The sequence below is a fragment of the Eggerthella sp. BIOML-A4 genome (genome assembly GCF_009875575.1).
GTDB classification, from domain to species: domain Bacteria; phylum Actinomycetota; class Coriobacteriia; order Coriobacteriales; family Eggerthellaceae; genus Eggerthella; species Eggerthella lenta.
The window spans coordinates 1-19,426 of record NZ_WWRX01000013.1; the positions used below are offsets into that span (position 1 = coordinate 1).

Consider the following 19,426-nt stretch of genomic DNA (forward strand, 5'->3'; position numbering starts at 1 on the left):
ACGAGATCCAGCCCAATGGCGCCCTGAACGTCTGCTTCTTCGACGCGAACGTCGAGGGCGAAGAGGTGGGCGTGTACCGCGTGTCCGACGATGCGTCTCAAGTCGAGACCATCGGCGCCCGCCAAGCCGACCCCGCCGTCCAAAGCTTCGACGTGGATCACTTTACTATTTATGTGGCCACGGGAAGCAATTATGCCAGTACGGGCATCAAGTTGGATTCTTCTTCAATAGAGGTAGGGGAGAAGATTCAAGCTCGTGGAGAATGGAAGACGGTCTGGAGGGACTTCACTTGGACTAGCTCTGACACGTCGGTGGCGAAAGTTTCTGCCGTGAATGGCCATCCTAATTGGGCGGACATCACTGGTGTGAACCCGGGCACTGCCACGATTACCTATAGCTACAAAAAGGTAAACGGCCAAAAGATTACCGACATCGCCGAAGTGCACGTCGTTCCGTCGGTCGTCAAGCACACGGTATCGTGGTACGTCAATGGCGATGTTTCCAAAAGCACGAAGGTGCGAGACGGGGAGGTACCCAGCTATGGAGGGACTCCTAATCGTGCAGGCGATTGGCAGCACAAGCAGTTTGTTGGTTGGGCAACAGCTCCCAACTCGAAAAATTATTTGACCGAGGGCGAGCTGCCTGCCGTAACCGAAGATGTGTCGTACTACGCTGTATTCACTTCTCAAGCCTATTTCTATTTCGTTCTTGAGGGGCGTTCGAACACCAGCACGGTTGCCAAGGACTATATGTATGCCGGCGAAGGAACCATGATCATTCCCGATGGGTTTAATAGTGGCGACCGCTGGTATGATGGGTCAAGTTTCAGCATTGCTGATTATATCGTCTCCACTCCTTCCGACGAGGCCATCCGAAATGGTATCAGGGCAGCTTACGCAGATTACTCCCCTGATTGGACGTATACCATAGACTGGACTACGCTGAGCGTTGCGGGCTCGTCGGTCGATTACTGGTATAACACCTTTGATTATGGCAAGTCGATGCATACCGACGGTGCGTTGAGCATTAATAAGGATACGACCATCGGCGTGACATACCTCACGCAAAAACCCGATGGAAGCGTGGTCACCAACTCCACCTCCCATGACAAAAATGTTGCGTTCGGGCTCAATAGCACAGTTAATACGGATGCCCTCTCTTTTGAGACCGATGGGTATACGTACGATTCTCGTGTCCGCTATAATGGAGCCAGCTATGTGTTCGACGGCTGGTATCTCGATCAAAGCTATACCACTAAAGCTCCTGACAGCGTTTCCCTGTCATCGTCAGCCTCGTTCTATGCGCGTTATATCGCCAACACGAAGATATTGACGTATCAAGCCAACGGTGGCGCTTTTTCGGATGGTACTACCCAGGACAAAACGGCCGTTCAACAAGTAGACGCCCGCGTCTCCTTCATTTCGAATCCCTCGCGAGATGGGTATGTCTTTACGGGATGGAAAGATAAAGATACGGGAGATGTTTATTCTGCCGGTGTTTCCGGCATGACTATGCCGGATCGCGACGTTACGCTTGTCGCGCAATGGCAGGGCGTCATCCCCATCAAGCTTCTCGGCGATGAAGTGAAGAAAACCTACAGTGGAACGAAACAGAGCCATACTGGGTTTACTGTTTCCGGACTTGACATGGGTAGTTATACGGTTTTTGGCGTACAAGCGCTTGCACAGGGCACCGACGTGGGGACGTATAAGGGCACCATAGACTATTCTGGGATGCGCATTGTTGAGAAATCGTCTGGCTCCGACGTTACAAATCAATTCGAAGTGGTTGAAGCTAGCGAGCCTACTTTGATTGTAGAAAAAGCCCCGATTTCGATTGTTACGCCCAATGATTCTAAGCTCTATGATGGCGCTCCGCTGATTGCTACAGAAGGCGCTGAGCTTTCGGGTTTGGTCAATGATGAGACCGCCACCCTTATTGTTGCCGGAAGTCGTACCGATGCCGGAGTTTCCGATAATGCATATCGAATCGATTGGAGTGGCTCGGCTAAAGAGTCGAATTACTTCATTGATGAGGAGACTATCGGCGCGCTCGAGATCCTGCCGCGCCCCATCACCGTGACCGCCAACGGCGGCGAGAAGCAGTACGACGGCAAGCCGCTGACCGCCGCCGAGACCGGCTACGCCATCGGCGGAGAGGGCCTGGTCGAGGGCCACGAGGCCGACGTGGCGCTCTCCGGCAGCCGCACCGCCCCGGGCACCGCCGACGCCACGGTCGCGTCCGTGGCCGTCAAGGACGGCACCGCCGACGTGACCAGTAACTACGACGTCACCACCGCCAACGGCACCCTCACGGTGACCAGCCGCGACGCCAAGTACGAGGTGACCCTCAAGGCCAACTCCTCGACCGGCAACGTCTACGACGGCGCCGAGAAGTCCGCCAAGGGCGTCGAGGCCGACCGCTTCGTCATCGACGGCGTCGAGTACGCGGTCTCCGGCTACCTGACCCAGGACCCCGCCGAGACCGCCGCGGGCACCTACACCAACAACGTGACCGGCGACTTCAAGGTCGAAGACCCCGCCGGCAACAACGTGACCAGCGAGTTCGCGGTCCACACCGAGGACGGCGCGCTCGAGATCCTGCCGCGCGAAGTTACGCTCGCGTCTGGAAGCGCCACCAAGATTTACGACGGAACGGCACTGGAGCTTCCCGATGTGACAGTGGGCGGAGACGGTTTCGTCGGTACTGAGGCGAGCGTTCGGGCAACAGGTTCTATTACCGATATCGGTGGTCCGATCGATAACACTATTGTTGTCGAACCTGGCGAAGGGTTTATCGCCGCTAACTACAACGTTGTCTATACGGTTGGCAAGCTGACCGTTACTTCCGCCTCCATCGATCCGGATGATCCGAGCTATACGGGCATCCAGATCAACAATCCGTACGACGTGCAGTACAACGGGCAAGAACAGAAGTGGGTTCCTTCGGTGTTCGATAGGAACAACCATAAGCTTGTTGCGGGTGCCGATTACACGGTTTCCTACAGCCAAGACGTCAGGAACGTCGGCGTTGTGACCGTTACCATCACGGGCGTCGGCAACTACGTGGGCACGGTGGAGCGTGCGTATAACATTACCCCTGCACCTGCCGTTATCAGGGTGAACGACTCCTCGAAGGCTTACGGCGAAACCGATCCGGCCTTTACGGGAGCGGTCGAGGGCCTGTTTGGCGATGATTTGCTGGGCGACATAGCCTACAGCCGTACGAACGCCGATGAAGAGGTTGGCAATTACAGCGACGTGCTGACTGCGACGGTCGGCAACCTGAACGGCAACTACACGTACACTGTCGAGCCGGGCAACTTCTCTATCGTGCCTGCCGGTGGAAACGTCGTTACCATTGACGCGACAGGTTTGACCAAGACCTACGACGGGCAGCCTGTCTCGGTTGTCGCCGAGGCCAGCGTCGACGGCTCCGCGTTGCTATACTCTGTCGACGGTTCCACGTGGTCGGATGTCAATCCCGAGTTCACAAATGCCGGCACATATACGGTGTATGTAAAGGCGACGCATGATGGTTATGAGGAAAGCGCGCCCGTAAGTGCCACTGTTGTCATCAACCCTGCTCCCGTGACCATCGCTGTTGCCGATGCTTCCAAGGTTGCCGGCGTTGACGATCCTGCCTTCAGCGGCACGGTCGAAGGCCTTGTGGCCGAGGGGGATCTGGGCGATATCAACTACGTGCGTCCTGGTAGCGAGGAAGCCGCAGGCGTGTATGTTGGCGCCCTGACGGCGCTCTACACGCAGAACGGGAACTACGAGGTCACCGTGCTCAACGGCACCTTCACCATCACGGCTGCTCCCGTGACCCCGCCGACGCCTCCTACACCTCCGACCTCGCCGACTCCGACGCCGCTGCCCACGCCGGGCACCGTTCCGCCGGACAGCCCGATAGCGCCCGTCGTCACGCCGATCGTCGATGCGCTGCAGGGTGCGGCCGAGGCGGTCATCGGCGACAACGAGACGCCGCTGGCTGAGCCTCGCGAAACCGAGATCGGCGACAACGATACGCCGCTTGCGAGCCATGACCATGCGTCCTGCTGGGTGCATTGGTACATCATCCTCGGCATCATCGTGACGGCCTTGTACGGAGCTTGCGTGGCGCTGCGTCGCGGGTTGTTCTCGCGCAAGCTGAAGAAGTACGAAGACGGATTGACCGGGGGAGGCGATCCCGCTCCCGGCGCTCCCTCGATCAGCGACGACGCTTCGGCGCCGATAGCGCCGAAGGGCGCTCCTGCGGGTGCGACGTTGGCTGCCGGATTGGGCGAATAGGGGTTTCATCATGAAGAAAAGCAACGTGATAGTATTCGTCCTGCTGGCCTTGGCCTCGGCGTTCTTCCTGTGGCTCTGGTACTTCCTGGGGCTCAACCGGGTGGACGAGCCGCTCGATCTGGTTTTGTCCATCGTGTGGTGGCTGGTCATCGTGGTGGCCATCGCCGTCATCGTGAAGATGGAGCGCACGCGTCGTCGGCGGGTTCGCACCGTGTACGTGGGCGACTGCGCCACGTTCAACAGCGAGCAGGGCTTGGCGACTATCGAAGGCTCTCAGCCGATGTCCGAGGTGATCGCGGGAATCCTGCAGAGCTTGAAGTACGATTTCTCGCGTGCGGATTTTCCCGATAAGGATCGCTTCGTCGTGAAGTATTTCGTACGCACGAAGCAGTTCGAGGCCGAGGAGAAGCAGGGTTCCGATACGGTCGTAGACTCTGAGCAGGCGTCTGCCGGAGCGGCGAAGCCGCAGATCCAGCAGAAAACGTGGACGGGAGAGGTGTTCATCGTGGAGACGAAGGAAGAGCGTCCCTTCGGATCGCCCGAAGAATTGGCCCGCATCCTGGCCTCGCTCGAGCAAGCAGCGTAAAGAAGCGGCCCCGGTGACGGGGCCGCTTTCGTCGTTGCAGCTTGTGCTCCACGCCGCTTCTGCGCTGTGCTCTGCGGATGCAGCGATTCGGGACGCGCTCTGGTGCGCTAGCTCTGCCGCGCTTCCACGAACGTTTTGATCACGGAGACCGCTCCCAGCGCGTCCAAGTTGCCGGAGTTGATGCACAAGTCGTAGTTGCGCGCTTGCCCCCAGTTCTCGTCGGTGAAGTAGCGGTAGTAGCTGGCGCGGTTCTTGTCCACGCGTGCGATGCGGCTGCGTGCGTCGCTCTCGGACAGGTTGTTGCGCCGCATGACGCGCGCGACGCGCGCTTCCATGGGCGCGCTGACGAACAGGCTGACCAGACCCGGGTGGCCTTCCAATACGTAGTCGGCGCAGCGCCCGACGATGACGCACGGCCCCTCGTTGGCGATGGACCTGAGGATGTCCACCTCGGTTTTGTAGATGCGCGAGGCCACCGGGTGCTCGATGTCGGTGCCGCAGAAGAAGCTGTTGGGGTTCAGCAGCAGCGGCCGCATGGGCTTTTCGTCGAAGTCTTCCACCACGTCGCCGCTGAGGCCGCTCTCCTCCGCGATGCGCTTGAGCAGGAGCTTATCGTAGTACGCAATGCCCAGCTCGCTGGCAAGGCGCTCGCCGATCTCGCGGCCGCCGCTTCCATACTCCCTGCTGATGGCGAAAACGAGATGCTGGTCCATGCTGGCCCCTTCCGTGTTCCTGCGAACTCGACGCGATTTCGTTGAGGATATTGTACCTGAAAAAAGGCCGCGCCCGGAGAGAGGGCGCGGCCAGGGAGGGAAGGACCCGAGCGCGATGCGCAAGGTCGCAGGGGTTGGTACGCTATGCCGAGAACGCTGCGGCGTTCTTGCCGGCGATGCGTCCGAACGTGTAGATGTCGGACATCGAGCAGGAGCCCAGGCGGTTCGTGCCCATCTTGTGGCCGGCCACCTCGCCGGCGGCGTACAGGCCGGGAATGGGGGCGTCGGCGTCGTCGAGGACCTGCGCGTCGGTGTTGATATGCAGACCGCCCATGGTGTAGTGCACGGCCGGCTTGTAGGCCATCAGGTAGTAGGGACCGCCCTCGATGGCGTTGAAGTCGCCGCGGAAGTTGAAGTCGGGGTCGTTGCCGTCCTTGCAGTACTGGTTCCACTTCTCCACGGTCTTCGCCAGTTCGGCGGCGTCCACGCCAAAGGGCTCGCACACGGCTTCAAGCGTGTCGCCCTTTACGATGACCTTGCGCGCCTCAAGGTTCTCGTACTCGTCCTCGTGCGTGACCAGCAAACCGGTCTCGTCGGCGTTCGCCTGGTTGAACAGCATGTACGCCTTGCCGTCAGTCTGCTCGACGATGGCGTTGGACAGCACGTCGCGACGATCCAGCTCCTCGACGAAGCGGTCGCCTTCCTTGTTCACCATGATGGCACGGCTTTCGAGGCGCACGTCTCCCACGTACAAGAGCGAACCGGTTTCGGGGTCGCACACGGGGTACGTCTGGATGTACTGCATGTCGATGAGATTCGCGCCCGCAGCCTCGCCCATGGTGATGCCGTCGCCCGTGGCTCCCACCGAGTCGGTGGACAGGATGGAGTCGTCCATGGCCGGGTTGTACTTCACGCGCATGTCGATGTTCGAGCCGAAGCCGCCGCTTGCCAGCACCACGGCCTTGCACGCGATGGTGGACTCCTCGCCGGTCACCGTGTTCTTCACCTTCACGCCGGTGATGGCGTCGCCGCTTTTCACCAATTCGACGGCGGGGGAGTTCTTCGCCAGCGTCAGCGTGTCGATCTCTCCGGCGCGCTTCGTCAGCTTCGTGGTCATCTCGCTGCCGCTGTGCGTGATGGGGATGATGGAGCGCTTCGTGTTGTGGCCGCCGAACTGCATGAGGTCGTGCTTCCACGAGATGCCGCCTTCGAAGGTGAGCCACTGCGAGCTGTCCAGCGCACCTTCGGCGATGATCTGCACGAGGGCGGGATCGCCTGCGTTGTCGCCGCCTTCCAGCATGTCCTTCGCCAGCGCGTCGGGGCTGTCGGCGATGCCTTCCTGCACCTGGATCCAGTTGCCCGGCGCGGCCATCTCGCCGCCTGACAGCGCGGTGTCGCCGCCGAACACGCCCATCTTCTCCAGCAGCACGACGCTCTTGCCTGCGTTCGCCGCCGTGATGGCCGCCGCGAAGCCGGCACCGCCGCCGCCCACCACCACGACATCGGCCGATGCGGGAAGCTCGGTCTGCGCGGGCGTGGCCTTGTCGCGCTTCCTCCAATCGCTCGACTTCTGGCCGGCCTGGTCGAGCGCGTCGCTTACGGCGCCGATGAATGCCATGCTGGAAAGCGTGGCTCCCGACACGGTGTCCACGTTCAGCGTCTGGTTGTCCACGATCAACTGCGTGAGCTCTTCCATGGCCACATCGCCCATGCCCGGCGTCTCGCGCGAGTTGAGGACGGTGATGCGATCCAGGTTGCCGTCGGTGACCATGACCTCCACGTCGAACTGCCCGTGCTTGCCCATGCCCGATCCGATGCCGGCGGAGCTGCCCGATCCTGCGCCGTTCGAGCCTTTTGCATTCGACGAGCCGCTGGGTGCGCATCCCGCCAATGCGAGCGTGCCGCCCAAAGCGGCCACGGCGCCGCCGGTGATGAACTGCCTACGAGAAAAACGTTCCATGATGCTTCCTCCCTTACGTTGCCGACATCGCGCACCGACGTCGGGTATCCCAGGCGCTTACTCCCTGATCAAGCGCTGTTCCCAGACTATCGTTCTGCGGTCGAGCGACAATTGTCCGTCGGGGTTAAATGCATAACCCGCGGTATAACCCTCTTGCAAGCTGGACTTTCTTGGGTATTATGGGAGGGCGATTGAGGGGAGAAGCGTGACCGAGAAGGCGCAACAAGGGTTCGTCGATCGATGGAAAGCCGTGCTGCTTCGGGTGGCGGCTATTCCCTTCGTGTTTTTCGGCGTGGGGTTCTACCGCGCTTGGCTTGCAACGTTCTTTCGCTACGATGCGTTTCCCACCATCTCGGTGTTCGACTACTTTCTGTTCGAGGGCGCCATCGGTATCGTCTCGTTGGCGTTGGCCTTCGCGGCGCGCCGTGTGACGCCGCTATGGGCGAACCGCAAAGCGGTGCTGGCCACGGGCGCGTGCATGGTGGGCGGATCGGCCCTCATCGTGTTGGCATGCTTCGCGGTGCCGTCCCCGGCGTTGAAGGTTGCGGGGCTGCTTGCGGCGGGCGGTGGCCTGGGGTCGCTCATCCTCATGTGGGCCGAATTCTACGGCTCGCTCAACCCCATGCGGGTGGCGCTGTACCACGCCATGGCCATCTTCGTGGGCGAAGTGGTGAAGTGGCTGTTCATGGGCATGTCGGTGCCGTATCTCGCGTTCTTCTCCATCGTGTTGCCCATCGTGTGCCTGGCGTGCGTGCGTTCGAGTATGACGCGTCTGCCGGAGCGCGATCTGCCTCCTGCCATGAAGGAAGGCGACCCGAAGACCATCCCGTGGAAGCCTATCCTGCTGATGGCGGTATGCACGTTCGCGGGCGGCTTCGGGGCCCTGCCGACGCAGCTGCTGGTGCCGGGCAACGTGCTGGGCGCGATGTTCGTCACGGCGCTCGTGTTCTTCGGCGTGCTGTCCGCATCGCGCTGGTTCAACTTCGACACCATCTACCAGCTGGCTTTTCCGCTGTTCATTGTCGGATTCCTGTTCGTTATGCCCACCTTCGGGTCGAACGCGCAAATCATGGCGCTGTGCTACGATGCGGGCTACACCATGCTTTCCATGTACATCATGATCGTCATGAGCAACATCACGTACCGGTTCGGCGTGAACGCGGTGTGGATCAACGGCATCGAGCGCGGCATCCGCTACGTGGTCGAGCTGGTAGGGTGGCTCGCGTTCGCCGGTGCGTCGGCGCATTTGGGAGAAGAAGCCACGTCTATCCTGTACGGCGGCGTGGCGGTTGCCGTGGTGCTGACGTTCGTCGTGATCTTCTTCACCGAGCGCGGGCTGTCGGCGAAATGGGGCGTGGTGCTGAAGGACGATCCGATGGGCGGCGCGTCGGCTGAAGGGCGGATGGCCATTCGCGTGTCCGACCTGTCGCGCGCGTACAACCTCAGCCCGCGCGAGGAAGAGGTGCTGCAGCTCATCGCCCAAGGCGACACGGTGGCCGAGATCGAAGAGGTTCTGTACGTGTCGCAGGGCACGGTGAAGGCGCACATCAACCATATTTACCGCAAGTTCAACATCCACAGCAAAAGCGAGCTGTTCGAACTGCTCAACGATGTGGAGAAGCCTGTGCGCAAGGGTCGTCGGTCTTCTTCGTCCGCTTGGGAGGACGAGGAGCGGCAAGCAGGATAGGGGCGGAACCGGTTGCGCATGCAAGAACGGCTCCTCGGCGAGGGTTTGCCGAGGAGCCGTTCTCTGCTGTTGCGCGCTTGACGCGCGGAGTAGGTTAGTTGGCCGCGCCCAGGCGGTCGTCCAGCGGGTCGATGGGCGGGATGTCCCAGTTGTCGCCGGGCAGGTGCGGCGCCATCTCGTCTTCGTTGCCGGCAGCGGCCAGGCGGGCGAAGTAGTCCTTCGTCTCCTTCACCACCACGCCGGACAGCGCGATGAGGGCGATCATGTTCGGCAGCGCCATCAGGCCGTTGAAGATGTCGGCGATGGTCCACACGGCGGCCACGGTCATGTAGGGGCCGATGAACACGGCGGCGATGTACAGCCAGCGGTACGTCTTCACGGCTTTCATCGAGCCGTTGCTGAAGTACTCAAGGCAGCGCTCGCCGTAGTAGTCCCAGCCCAGGATAGTGGTGAATCCGAACAGCACCAGACATGCCATCAGCACGAATGATACCACTTCGCCGGGGATGAAGGGTAGTCCTGCCTGGAACGCGGCGGTGGTGACGGCCGCGCCTTCGAGTCCGGGGATCTGGTACGCGCCCGTCATGACCAGCGCCAGGCCGGTCATCGAGCACACCACGATGGTGTCGAGGAACGTGCCGGTCATGGACACGAGACCCTGGCGCACCGGCTCCTTCGTCTGAGCGGCGGCAGCGGCGATGGGAGCGGAGCCCAGGCCGGCCTCGTTCGAGAAGATGCCGCGCGCGATGCCCTTCTGCATGGCGATGATGATGGCGCCCAGCATGCCGCCCGCAGCCGCCTGCAGGCCGAACGCGCTTTCGAAGATGGTGACGAACGCGCCGGGGATCTTGTCGAGGTTCGTGACGATGAGCAGCACCGAGAGACCCACGTACAGAACCACCATCGCAGGGATCACGCGCTCGGACACCTTCGCGATGCGCTTCAAGCCGCCGATGACCACAAGGCCCACCAGCACGGCCAGCACGATGGAGCCGATGACGGTGAAGATGGAGTAGTCCATGCCAAGGATGCTCACCGTGGCGTTCTTCTCGGGGTCGAAGAACCCGGTGATGGCGCTGGAGATAGAGTTGACCTGCGTGAACGTTCCGATGCCGAACAGGCCCACGCACATGCCGAAGAACGCGAACAGCTTCGCCAGCCAGCGCCACTTCATGCCCATGCCGCGCTCGATGTAGTAGAACGGGCCGCCCAGCACGTGGCCGGTCTTCTTGTCGACGCTGCGGTACTTCACGGCAAGCAGGCCCTCGGAGAATTTCGTCGCCATGCCGAACAGCGCTGCCAGCCACATCCAGAACATCGCGCCGGGGCCGCCGGCGACGATGGCCGTGGCCACGCCGACGATGTTGCCGGTGCCGATGGTGGCTGACAGGGCCGTGCACAGCGCGCCGAAGCTGGTGACTTCGCCTTCGCCGCCGGTTTCGTTCTTGATCATATAGCGCAGCGCGCGCGGCAGCTGCCGGAACTGCACGCCCCGCAGGCGCACGGTGAGCAAAATACCGCCGAACAAGATCAGCACCATAAGCGGCACGCCCCAGATGAAGTCGTCTATAGCGACGAGCCCATCGTTGATCACACTAAAAAAGCCTTCCACCACGATCCTCCTTCAACCAACTTCGTTCGGGCAACTTCTGCGAAACCCGTGTACGACGTGGCTGTTCTGGAGGATGCGAAGGAAAGCATAGGATCATGCTGACGCGACAAGCTAGGTAGCTTTGCTCTGTCCTTTTGCCTGAGAGTTTCAGCGGCATCGCGCTTGCGGCGATGAGCCTTGCCCCTTCGGCACCCGATCCGACGATCGGGATTCTCCAGAGGCCCCTTCCGCGCCCTGTCTCGCAAGATCCAGGACGTATCAACGGGGTGACGCTATGAAATTGTGCAGCTGATTGTAACAAGGAATGCAACCGTTGGTAACCCGTTATTTGACTTTTTCGTGCTAAAGGGATTGTTGCGGGACGGTGTCGATGCCGCTACGAGTGGAACACCGTTCGCGTGCCTCAGCTGCGGACGGCGACGGTCTCCTTACTGTTGCTGCTATTGCAACATTTTCACACGAGGAGGTCTTCTATGGCTCCCCAGCCAACTGTTCCTACCTGTTCGGTTTCGCGCGCGGGTCGCTTGCGCGCGTTCTTCGTTCTGATAGGGCTGGTCGCCCTCTGTCTTCTGGCGTTCCGCTCGCCGGCGCTCGCCGAGGAGGCGCAGACTGACCCGGCTGCCGACGCGCCTACGCCGCGTGCGGCGATGGACGTGACCGACAAGGTGTCCGTCGGCGGCGTCAAGCTGCAGAAGAAATCGGGCGACAGCTGGCTGGACATTCCCGCTGGCACCACGCTGACCAGCGGCGCGTACGTGCGCATCTATATCGACTGGAGCATTCCCGATATGACGGACGTGCATGCGGGCGACACGTTCACGTTCACCGTCAACGGGGATGATCACTTCCTGGCCAGCGATTTCGGCCCGGTGAACCTCGTCGATCCCACGACCCAGAAGGTGATCGGCTCGTACGTGGTCAACGGCAACCGCGATGCGAACGGCAGCATGATCCCCGGTCAGGACATCACTATCGTGACCACGCTTTCCGACGACGGGGCGCAGTTCCCCTCGCTGCACAATGGCTTCTTCTCGCTTGAGGGCTACGTGACGGGCCAAGGCAACGATATCGTGTTCACGGTTAACGGCCAAGCGCTTCCGTCTATCGGCGTCGAACCGCCTACGACGGGTCCTCTGCCCGATACGCCGCTGATGAAGTACGGCTCGCAGGTTGCCGGCCAGAACCAGATCGTGTGGAGCATCGGCGTGAACCTGGACAATATCGTGGACGCGTACGCGAACTATGCCGTGGGCGGTTCCGACCCGTCGCCGCAGCAGCGCAACCTGCTGCTGACCGACGACTTGCAGGGCGGCCAGGCCATCACGTCGGGCGGCGTGACGGTGTACATGCCCGTGGTGGCTACCACCGACGCGGGGGAGGCGCAGACCGAGCAGTACGCGGCCTTCCCCATCACCGACCTGTTCGCGCTGACCGACAAGTCGGCGGCCGACGGCATGACGCAGGACGAGTTCGCGAGCAGCGTGCGCATGGCCGCCGTGCCCACCATCGGCGTGTGGGAGAACCGCGTGGTGTACATCGGGTTCGGCGACGTGCCCACGGGCGATGGGTCGAGCCCGCTCAATATCGGAAACATCCTGGACGGCCAGGGCGAGGCGGGACTTTCCTGGCTGCTGGAAGAAAAAGGCGCCACGCCTGCTCAGAAAGCCATCATCATGAAGTACTTCAGCACCTCGGGGCCGAACAAGGGCGACTTCACGTCGTTCATCGTAGAGCTGCGCAGCGACGCGTCCGAAACCGGGCAGTACGAAAACAACGCCACGCTCACCTACGGCGACAGCGGGTCGGAAGCGGCGCCCGGAAGCGCGCATTTCACCGTGATCTCGGGCGGCGTGGAGGTGAAGGACGGCAAGGCCGTGCTGAAGAAGGTGGACGCGGGCAATCCGGATGCCACGCTGCCGGGCGCCGTGTTCAGGCTAGAGAAGATGCAGCCTGACAACACCTGGGCGACGGTTGCGGGTTCCGAGCAGCTGACTACGGATGGAAGCGGGCTGATCACGGTGACGGGGTTGCTGTTGGGCCAGTACCGTTTCGTGGAGATCGTGCCGCCGGTCGGGTATGAGATGACGAGCGAGTCGGTTGAATTCGCCATCACGTCGACCACGCCGAACCATACCGCGAACGTTACGGCCGAGAACAGAAGGGCCCCCGTGCTGGGCAAGGTCGTGCTGACGAAGGTGGACGCGGACGCGCCGGGTACGGTGCTGCCCGGCGCCGTGTTCAAGCTGGAAGAGCAGGCGGCGGACGGGTCGTGGGTCGAAGTGCCGGGATACGAGTCGCTTGTCACCGATGGCAGCGGCCTGATCGAGGTGGAGCGTCTCGCGATGGGGACGTACCGCTTCGTGGAGGTTTCGGCTCCCGAGGGCTACGAGCTGGAGACGGTGCCGGTGGAGTTCACGCTGGCCGAGGACGCGCCCGGGTTGGAGGTGGCCGTGACGGCCACGAACACCAAGAGCCCGGTGTTCGGGAAGGCGGTGCTGCAGAAGGTTGACGCCGAGGATCCCGATGCCGTGCTGCCGGGCGCGACGTTCAAGCTGGAGCAGCGGCTCGCCGACGATTCCTGGGAGATCGTGCCGGGCCACGATGCGCTTGTCACCGACGCCGGCGGCCTGATCGAGGTGACCGACTTGGCGGTGGGCAGCTACCGCTTCGTGGAAACCGCGGCCCCCGAAGGCTACGTGCTGGACGACACGCCTCGCGAGTTCGCCATCGACGCCGCCGCGTCGGCGCCCATCGTCGTGAATCTCACGGCTGCGAACGCCAAGGAGCCGCCCGCGCCGCTGGGCAAGGTCGTGCTGACGAAGGTGGATGCCGATTCGCCGACGACGGTGCTCCCGGGCGCCGTGTTCAAGCTGGAGGCGCAGACGGCCGACGGAAGCTGGGAGCCCGTGCCGGGTTCCGAACGCCTGACCACGGATGCCGACGGCCTGATCGAGGTAGCCGATCTGCCGATGGGCGCGTACCGCTTCGTGGAGGTTTCGGCTCCCGAGGGCTACGAGCTGGGGACGGTGCCGGTGGAGTTCACGCTGGCCGAGGACGCGCCCGGGTTGGAGGTAGCCGTGACGGCTACGAACGTGAAGACTCCTGTGCTGGGCGGCGCGCTGCTCACGAAGGTGGATGCCGACGATGCGACGACGGTGCTTGCCGGAGCGGTGTTCAAGTTGGAGCAGCATCTGTCCGACGGGACGTGGGCCGTGGTCGACGGCTTCGACGCGCTTGCCACGAACGATGAGGGAATCATCGAGGTGCATGATTTGCCGGTGGGAAGCTACCGCTTCGTGGAGACGGCCGCCCCCGAAGGCTACGTGTTGGACGAGACGCCGGTTGAGTTCGGAGTGGAAGTGGGCCAGCCCGAGCAGGTCGAACTCACTATGGAGAACGCTCCGGTGCCGCCCGACCCGGTTGACCCGGTGGATCCCAACGATCCCACCGACCCGACCGACCCGGCGAAACCCGTCGACCCTGCCGCGCCGGGCACTCCGTCGACCTCGCAACCGTCGACTCCGAATGCCCCGGGCAAGACGTTCTCTGCATCGTCGATCGCCCGCACCGGCGACGCTGTTCCGCTCGCCGTTCTGGGCGCGCTGGGCTCGGTTGCGATAGGTGCGCTCGCCACGGCGCTTTTGGTTGCGCGGCGGCGCGCGGGTCGTCGCTAGCCGTTGTTGGAGTAGTTGTCGGCGTTCTCCTTGAGCTTCGCCAGCACCGCGACGAACGTGTCGAGATCCGCCTGGTCGATGCCCTCGATCAGGCGGTCCGCCGCGTCGACGGTAACCGGCTGAGCGGTTGCGACCAGCTCGTGCGCCTTCTCCGTCACCGAGATCGCATGCGCGCGGCGGTCGGACTTGTGCTGGTTGCGCACCACGAGACCCTTGCGCTCGAGCGTGTCGAGGTAGCGGGTGATGGTGGCCTGCTCCTTGCGCGTGCGTTCCGCCAGTTGCTTCTGCGAGAGTTCGCCCGCGCTGTCCAGCTGGTTGATGAGGTTCCATTGGCCCGGCGTGATCTCGTAGGGCTTGAGCGCGGTTTCCAGCGACTTGGCGATGGCGCGCTGCGCGTCGTACACGAGGAATCCGATGAGGCTGTTATGCTGGTTGATCATGCTTGACCTGCTTCTGGAATGCCGCGCGAAGGTGGGGAGGGGCGTGCGGGCGGTCCGCACGCTGCGTTGGCCACGCTGAACGGCGATAGGGACTATAAAGTACCTGCTCAATTAATCACAATTGACCGGAACCCGTCAACTTCTTTGCGTCTCGCGCGTCCAAAAACCACGCCGCCGGTATCTAAGACCGCACTCGCGCTGCCTCTGCTGGTGCTGCTCGCGTCTGCATGTCGTTGACGCCGTCATTGACGCCTGCGATCAACGGCGATGGTTGCGCGCAAGCAATCTCGCACGCTGCAGGGCCGTTTTGCACAAAAAGCCGCGACGTGCGACACCTTGTCGGTTGCCGCATTTCGCGCAGTTTTGGTTGCTTTGGAAAACGCCTGATCGATATTGTAGCGATCTGAGGAGTATTGAAGGCTTCGTCGGCAGGACGGTTGGAAAGCTCTTTTCGAGGCTTCCAGGCGTCGCACGTCGCGGCTTTTTGTGCAGAAACGGCCGGATCGCGTGCATCGGCTCAAATCGGGCGATCCTTATAGCCCAAAGTCCTGCTCGACTGCTGCCGAATTCGACAACAGGCCTCTGACCGTTACGCTACGCACGTGGTTTTGTTGCGAACGGCTAAGCATCGTAAGATGCGTTGGATAGCTCGATGATCTCCTGCTTGCTGTGAACTTCAAGGGTGGCGTAGATTTTCTTCGCGTGGGTGCGCACGGTGTTTTCAGAAACGTACAGCTTCTTGGCGATAGTGGGGATGTCGTAACCGTGCGCAAGAAGCGCGAACACCTCTGCCTGCCGCTTGGACAAGCCATGCGTTTCGGCAATTCTCCGGCAGTTCTCATCGATGAGGTCTATCGGAGTCGAAACTTCGACGGGAGTTTCGGTCGCAATTGCTTCCTGCGGCGCGCAAGTCTTGTCGGCATTGCTGGAAGAGGCTTCTCGCGGCGCCCGTGTGACGAAGAACATAACGATGGAGCATCCGTACAGCAGCGCAACGACCGCTATCGTAACCGTTGCCTCCTGCAGCAGCCCTTGTTCGCGGACGGCTTCCATGGCGAAGTTGCCCAGCCAGTTCGCGCAGTAAAACAGACCCGCGAACAGGCCGTACACGCTGGTTAATCCCAAATTTTGCTTCGAGCTCACTTCGATGCTATCAATCATCACTATCATCGAGAACACGACGAATGCGATCCCGCTGACGTATGGGACGATGATGCGCAGCGGCGGTTCCAGCACAAGGAACAGCAGCAGCGCCGTCGCTATGATGGGAAACAGCACCGAGAACGTTTTGGTAGGGGTCGTTTCTCGCCTTGCTCCTAACCACGCGATGCCCAGAACGAGCGCGGCGATGATATTCTCGGAATGCACCATAAGCGATTGCTGTACGAATGTCATGCTCGCGGTAGAGTCGTGCGAGATGACGACGATGGCCGGGGCCGCCAGTCCAATCATGGCGATGCACAGCAGCGGTTTCCAGAGGGTGGCCAGCAGTGTGCCGAATGGGACGGTGCGCTGAGGAATATGGGAACGGTTTTCGCGATTGGCAAGTCTTTGGTGGGAGAACAGCGCCGCAACATTACATGCGGCGAGCACGGCGATAGTCACTGCTATGGCCGATGGTTCTAGCGTGAAAAAGGCGAGATAGGGAACCGCCGACAGGACGGATCCCAGTACTAGCTCGATCTTTGCCAAATCGGAGCCGTCCGCGAACAAAGCACGTGCCCAGCAGAAGAAGCAGCATGTTGTGCCGATGCCCATGCACGTGCTGGCTGAGATGAGAACTGCGGGATTTTGGGTGAGCGTGGACAGGCCCATCAGCGTGACGGCGGCGGTCAGCAGCGCGGCGGCGGCGGGTAGCGGGCTGCGATTGAACAGCGTCGGAGCGCAGTATGCCCCTATGACGAACACGAAGAACGTTAGCATGTTGCTCAGCGAGAGAGGCGCGCTCCACAGCAGCTGAGCATTTTCGCCGAGCGCTGTCTCAGGCAAGAGAGCGAAACCCCAGAGGGAAAACGAATTGAGCGCGAGGAAACATGCGAAGCCCGTGGCCGCGAGCAAGATATTCGCGATGGTTTTCTGCATGCATTCCCCTCCTGCGGGCATTGTACCCGATAAGTTCGTTTGGGACATGCTGATTCGATCGTCGAAGAGAGGTCGATCTGCCCATTTTCCAAGAATTCACCCGATCCATGTGAACGCCGGGATGCGAAACGCTCGCTGTGGGTGAACGTTTCGGCGAACGCGGCGTGCTAGATTCAAGCAGTTGTTTCAATCGGATCAAGGAGGGAATCATGGAACTGAATCGTCGTGACTTTTTGAAGGGCGCGGGTGCGATCGGCGCGCTGGGGGCGATGGGGACGCTGGCCGCTTGCTCGCCTGCGGCGCCGAAAAGCGAAGGGGCGAACGGTGGCGCATCTTCGGACGGAGCGCTGACTGCGCAGTCGGCTACCCAGAAATGGAGCTTCGAAATCCCGCCGGAGCCTATCGCCGACGCCGATATTGCTGAAACGTTCAATGCAGACGTCGTCGTGGTCGGCGCAGGCATGGCGGGCACGTGCTGCGCCGTTTCGGCGGCCGAAGGCGGGCTGAGCGTTATATTGATCGATGCGGGCACCAAGGCTATTTCGCGTGGCGGATCGAACCAGGCCATCGGCACGAAGTACCAGAAGGAAATGGGTATCGACTACACGCCGAAGGATGCCTTGGAGCATGTGAAGATCGAGCAGCTTGCCGGTTTCTACAGCATGGATAAGATGAAATGGTCGCGTTGGCTCCAATACAGCGGCGAATCCATGGACTGGATGATCGACAAGATGACCGCCAAAGGCCTGAAGGTCAATCTCGAGCCTCCGTACGCCGATCCTGATGGTACGCTGGCCGCGCCGGCGTCGGTGCACAACTTCTGGAATGACGAGAATCCGTTGGGCGTGTTCCAGGGTGCGCCGTTGTGCGCTCAGGCGTACGCCGACACGCTTACGCAGGATCTGGGGCAGCAGATCCACTTTCAGACCCGCGGTGTGCAGCTGATCCGCGAGGACGATAACACCGGTCGTGTGAGCGCCGTTATCGCGAAGCGCGCTGACGGCACGTATGCCAAGTACGAGGCTACGAAGGCCGTGGTGTTGGCCACTGGCGACTTCTCAAAAGACGAGGACATGATGGCCAAATACGCGCCGGATATTTACAACTCGCTGAAAGATCAGCTCACGTTCGGCGAGGATGCGGTAGATTTCGATGCCGGCATGAACTACTCCGGCCTCATGCCGGGAGACGGCCATAAAATGGGATTGTGGGTCGGTGCCGGTTGGCAGAAGGTGTTCCCGAATCCCTGCGCTGTCAACGGAGGGGTTCCCGGGCCCAGCCACTGCGTCATCGATAACTTCTGGGGCATCAACCTCAACATCAACGGCAAGCGCTTCCAGAACGAGAACACGAACTTTGCGTTCGGCGCTCGCTCGCTGCTGACGCAGCCTCAAACCACCGGGTTCGGCATCTGGGATACTGCGTACGCTCAGACGCAGGAAGAATGGGAGACGCTTGGTTGCTCGGTGAACAACGTCACGCCGCAGAAGCCGCTTACTCCCGAGCAAATGGTGGCCATGTGGGATGCAAACGTGGAGAAGGGCACCTACTTCAAAGCGGACACGCTAGAGGAGCTTCTCGACCAGCTTGAGGGCATCGACAAAAAAGAGGCCCTTGCTTCCATCGAGCGCTACAATACCTATGCGGAACAGGGTTACGACGAAGAGTACCAGGTGAATCCCAGTATCCTGTTCCCTATCAGCACGCCTCCGTTCTACGGTGCGAAAACCACGGGCGTTACCTTCCTCACGGTCATGGGCGGTTTGCGAACGGATGCGAACTTGCAGATTTGCGAGGATGACGATACTCCCATCGAAGGCCTGTACTGCGTAGGCACCATGATCGGTGATTTCTTCGCTGGCACGTACAACTTTGGATTGCCCGGCCAGAACCTGGGCGCCTGCTGCTGTACGCTCCCGTACGTGCTTGGCCGCGATTTGGCCAAGCTGTAAAACTCGCGCAGCAAACTGTGCTGGAGCCCGTGCGCGACGACCTCTCCCTCCCTAGGCGTCGCGTGCGGGCATAATCGCCGCCGACTTGCGCGGCGCGTGCGGCGGGACGCGCGGGGCCTCTGCCGAGGCGGCTCCGTTTCGCATCCGTCTTTCCTTGGGCGACGTTTGTTTAACGCGTCCCGGCTTTCTTCTTTGCGGGTGGACCAACGTTCGGATCGGTTTCTCCTTGCGTTTGTATCTAGGCCCGGGAGTCCGAATGTTTCACGTGAAACATTTGTCCGGCGCAGCTTCCTTTTGCTTCCTTGCGTGCAGTTGCCCCTTTAGCGCACAAGAACTTTGACGTTCGATGTTCGGAGGCGTCGAGCAGGATTCGCTGATGCCGGTTCGGCGCAGCGAATGCCTTCGAGCGTGGCAGGAAACAGCCGAAA

10 protein-coding genes and 1 riboswitch are annotated in these 19,426 nt (G+C 61.3%); of the genes, 5 read left to right on the forward strand and 5 right to left on the reverse strand.

The window, feature by feature from the left end; translation table 11 throughout:
* The first annotated feature begins 71 nt into the window (after positions 1-71).
* Both GT613_RS12590 and GT613_RS12595 read left to right on the forward strand, forming a co-directional pair.
* Positions 72-4,292, forward strand: a complete 4,221-nt coding sequence (locus tag GT613_RS12590; protein WP_370516128.1) for an MBG domain-containing protein — start codon at positions 72-74, stop codon at positions 4,290-4,292.
* Positions 4,293-4,302: 10 nt separating this feature from the next.
* Positions 4,303-4,878, forward strand: coding sequence for a hypothetical protein (locus GT613_RS12595; protein WP_114516648.1), 576 nt, complete (start codon positions 4,303-4,305; stop codon positions 4,876-4,878).
* A 107-nt stretch (positions 4,879-4,985) separates the two neighbouring features.
* On the opposite strand, the gene GT613_RS12600 is transcribed toward GT613_RS12595, so the two are convergent.
* A complete protein-coding gene (locus GT613_RS12600) occupies positions 4,986-5,591 on the reverse strand; it encodes an AAA family ATPase (protein WP_009305687.1) in 606 nt (201 codons plus the stop codon).
* 142 nt (positions 5,592-5,733) lie between these two features.
* On the reverse strand, positions 5,734-7,551 hold the full coding sequence (locus GT613_RS12605; RefSeq protein ID WP_009305688.1) for a flavocytochrome c: 1,818 nt from the start codon (positions 7,549-7,551) through the stop codon (positions 5,734-5,736).
* Positions 7,552-7,756: 205 nt separating this feature from the next.
* Between GT613_RS12605 and GT613_RS12610 the strand changes: the two genes are divergently transcribed.
* Positions 7,757-9,238, forward strand: a complete 1,482-nt coding sequence (locus GT613_RS12610) for a helix-turn-helix transcriptional regulator (RefSeq protein ID WP_009305689.1) — start codon at positions 7,757-7,759, stop codon at positions 9,236-9,238.
* A 94-nt stretch (positions 9,239-9,332) separates the two neighbouring features.
* Here GT613_RS12610 and GT613_RS12615 read toward each other — a convergent pair whose 3' ends face one another.
* The gene (locus tag GT613_RS12615) at positions 9,333-10,853 is read right to left on the reverse strand and encodes a sodium:alanine symporter family protein (RefSeq protein ID WP_009305690.1); all 1,521 of its coding nucleotides are present in this window, start codon (positions 10,851-10,853) and stop codon (positions 9,333-9,335) included.
* A gap of 113 nt (positions 10,854-10,966) precedes the next feature.
* Positions 10,967-11,078: riboswitch (glycine riboswitch) on the reverse strand.
* Positions 11,079-11,323: 245 nt separating this feature from the next.
* Between GT613_RS12615 and GT613_RS15710 the strand changes: the two genes are divergently transcribed.
* On the forward strand, positions 11,324-14,524 hold the full coding sequence (locus GT613_RS15710; RefSeq protein WP_114516650.1) for a collagen binding domain-containing protein: 3,201 nt from the start codon (positions 11,324-11,326) through the stop codon (positions 14,522-14,524).
* Here the strand turns inward: GT613_RS15710 and GT613_RS12625 are convergent.
* A complete protein-coding gene (locus tag GT613_RS12625; RefSeq protein WP_009305692.1) occupies positions 14,521-14,964 on the reverse strand; it encodes a MarR family winged helix-turn-helix transcriptional regulator in 444 nt (147 codons plus the stop codon). The genes GT613_RS15710 and GT613_RS12625 overlap by 4 nt on opposite strands.
* A gap of 621 nt (positions 14,965-15,585) precedes the next feature.
* Positions 15,586-17,046: a helix-turn-helix transcriptional regulator gene (locus GT613_RS12630; protein WP_009305693.1), complete on the reverse strand. Its 1,461-nt coding sequence runs from the start codon at positions 17,044-17,046 to the stop codon at positions 15,586-15,588.
* Positions 17,047-17,255: 209 nt separating this feature from the next.
* Between GT613_RS12630 and GT613_RS12635 the strand changes: the two genes are divergently transcribed.
* Complete coding sequence (locus GT613_RS12635) at positions 17,256-18,998, forward strand: FAD-dependent oxidoreductase (protein WP_009305694.1); 1,743 nt, start codon at positions 17,256-17,258, stop codon at positions 18,996-18,998.
* The last annotated feature ends 428 nt before the right edge of the window (positions 18,999-19,426 follow it).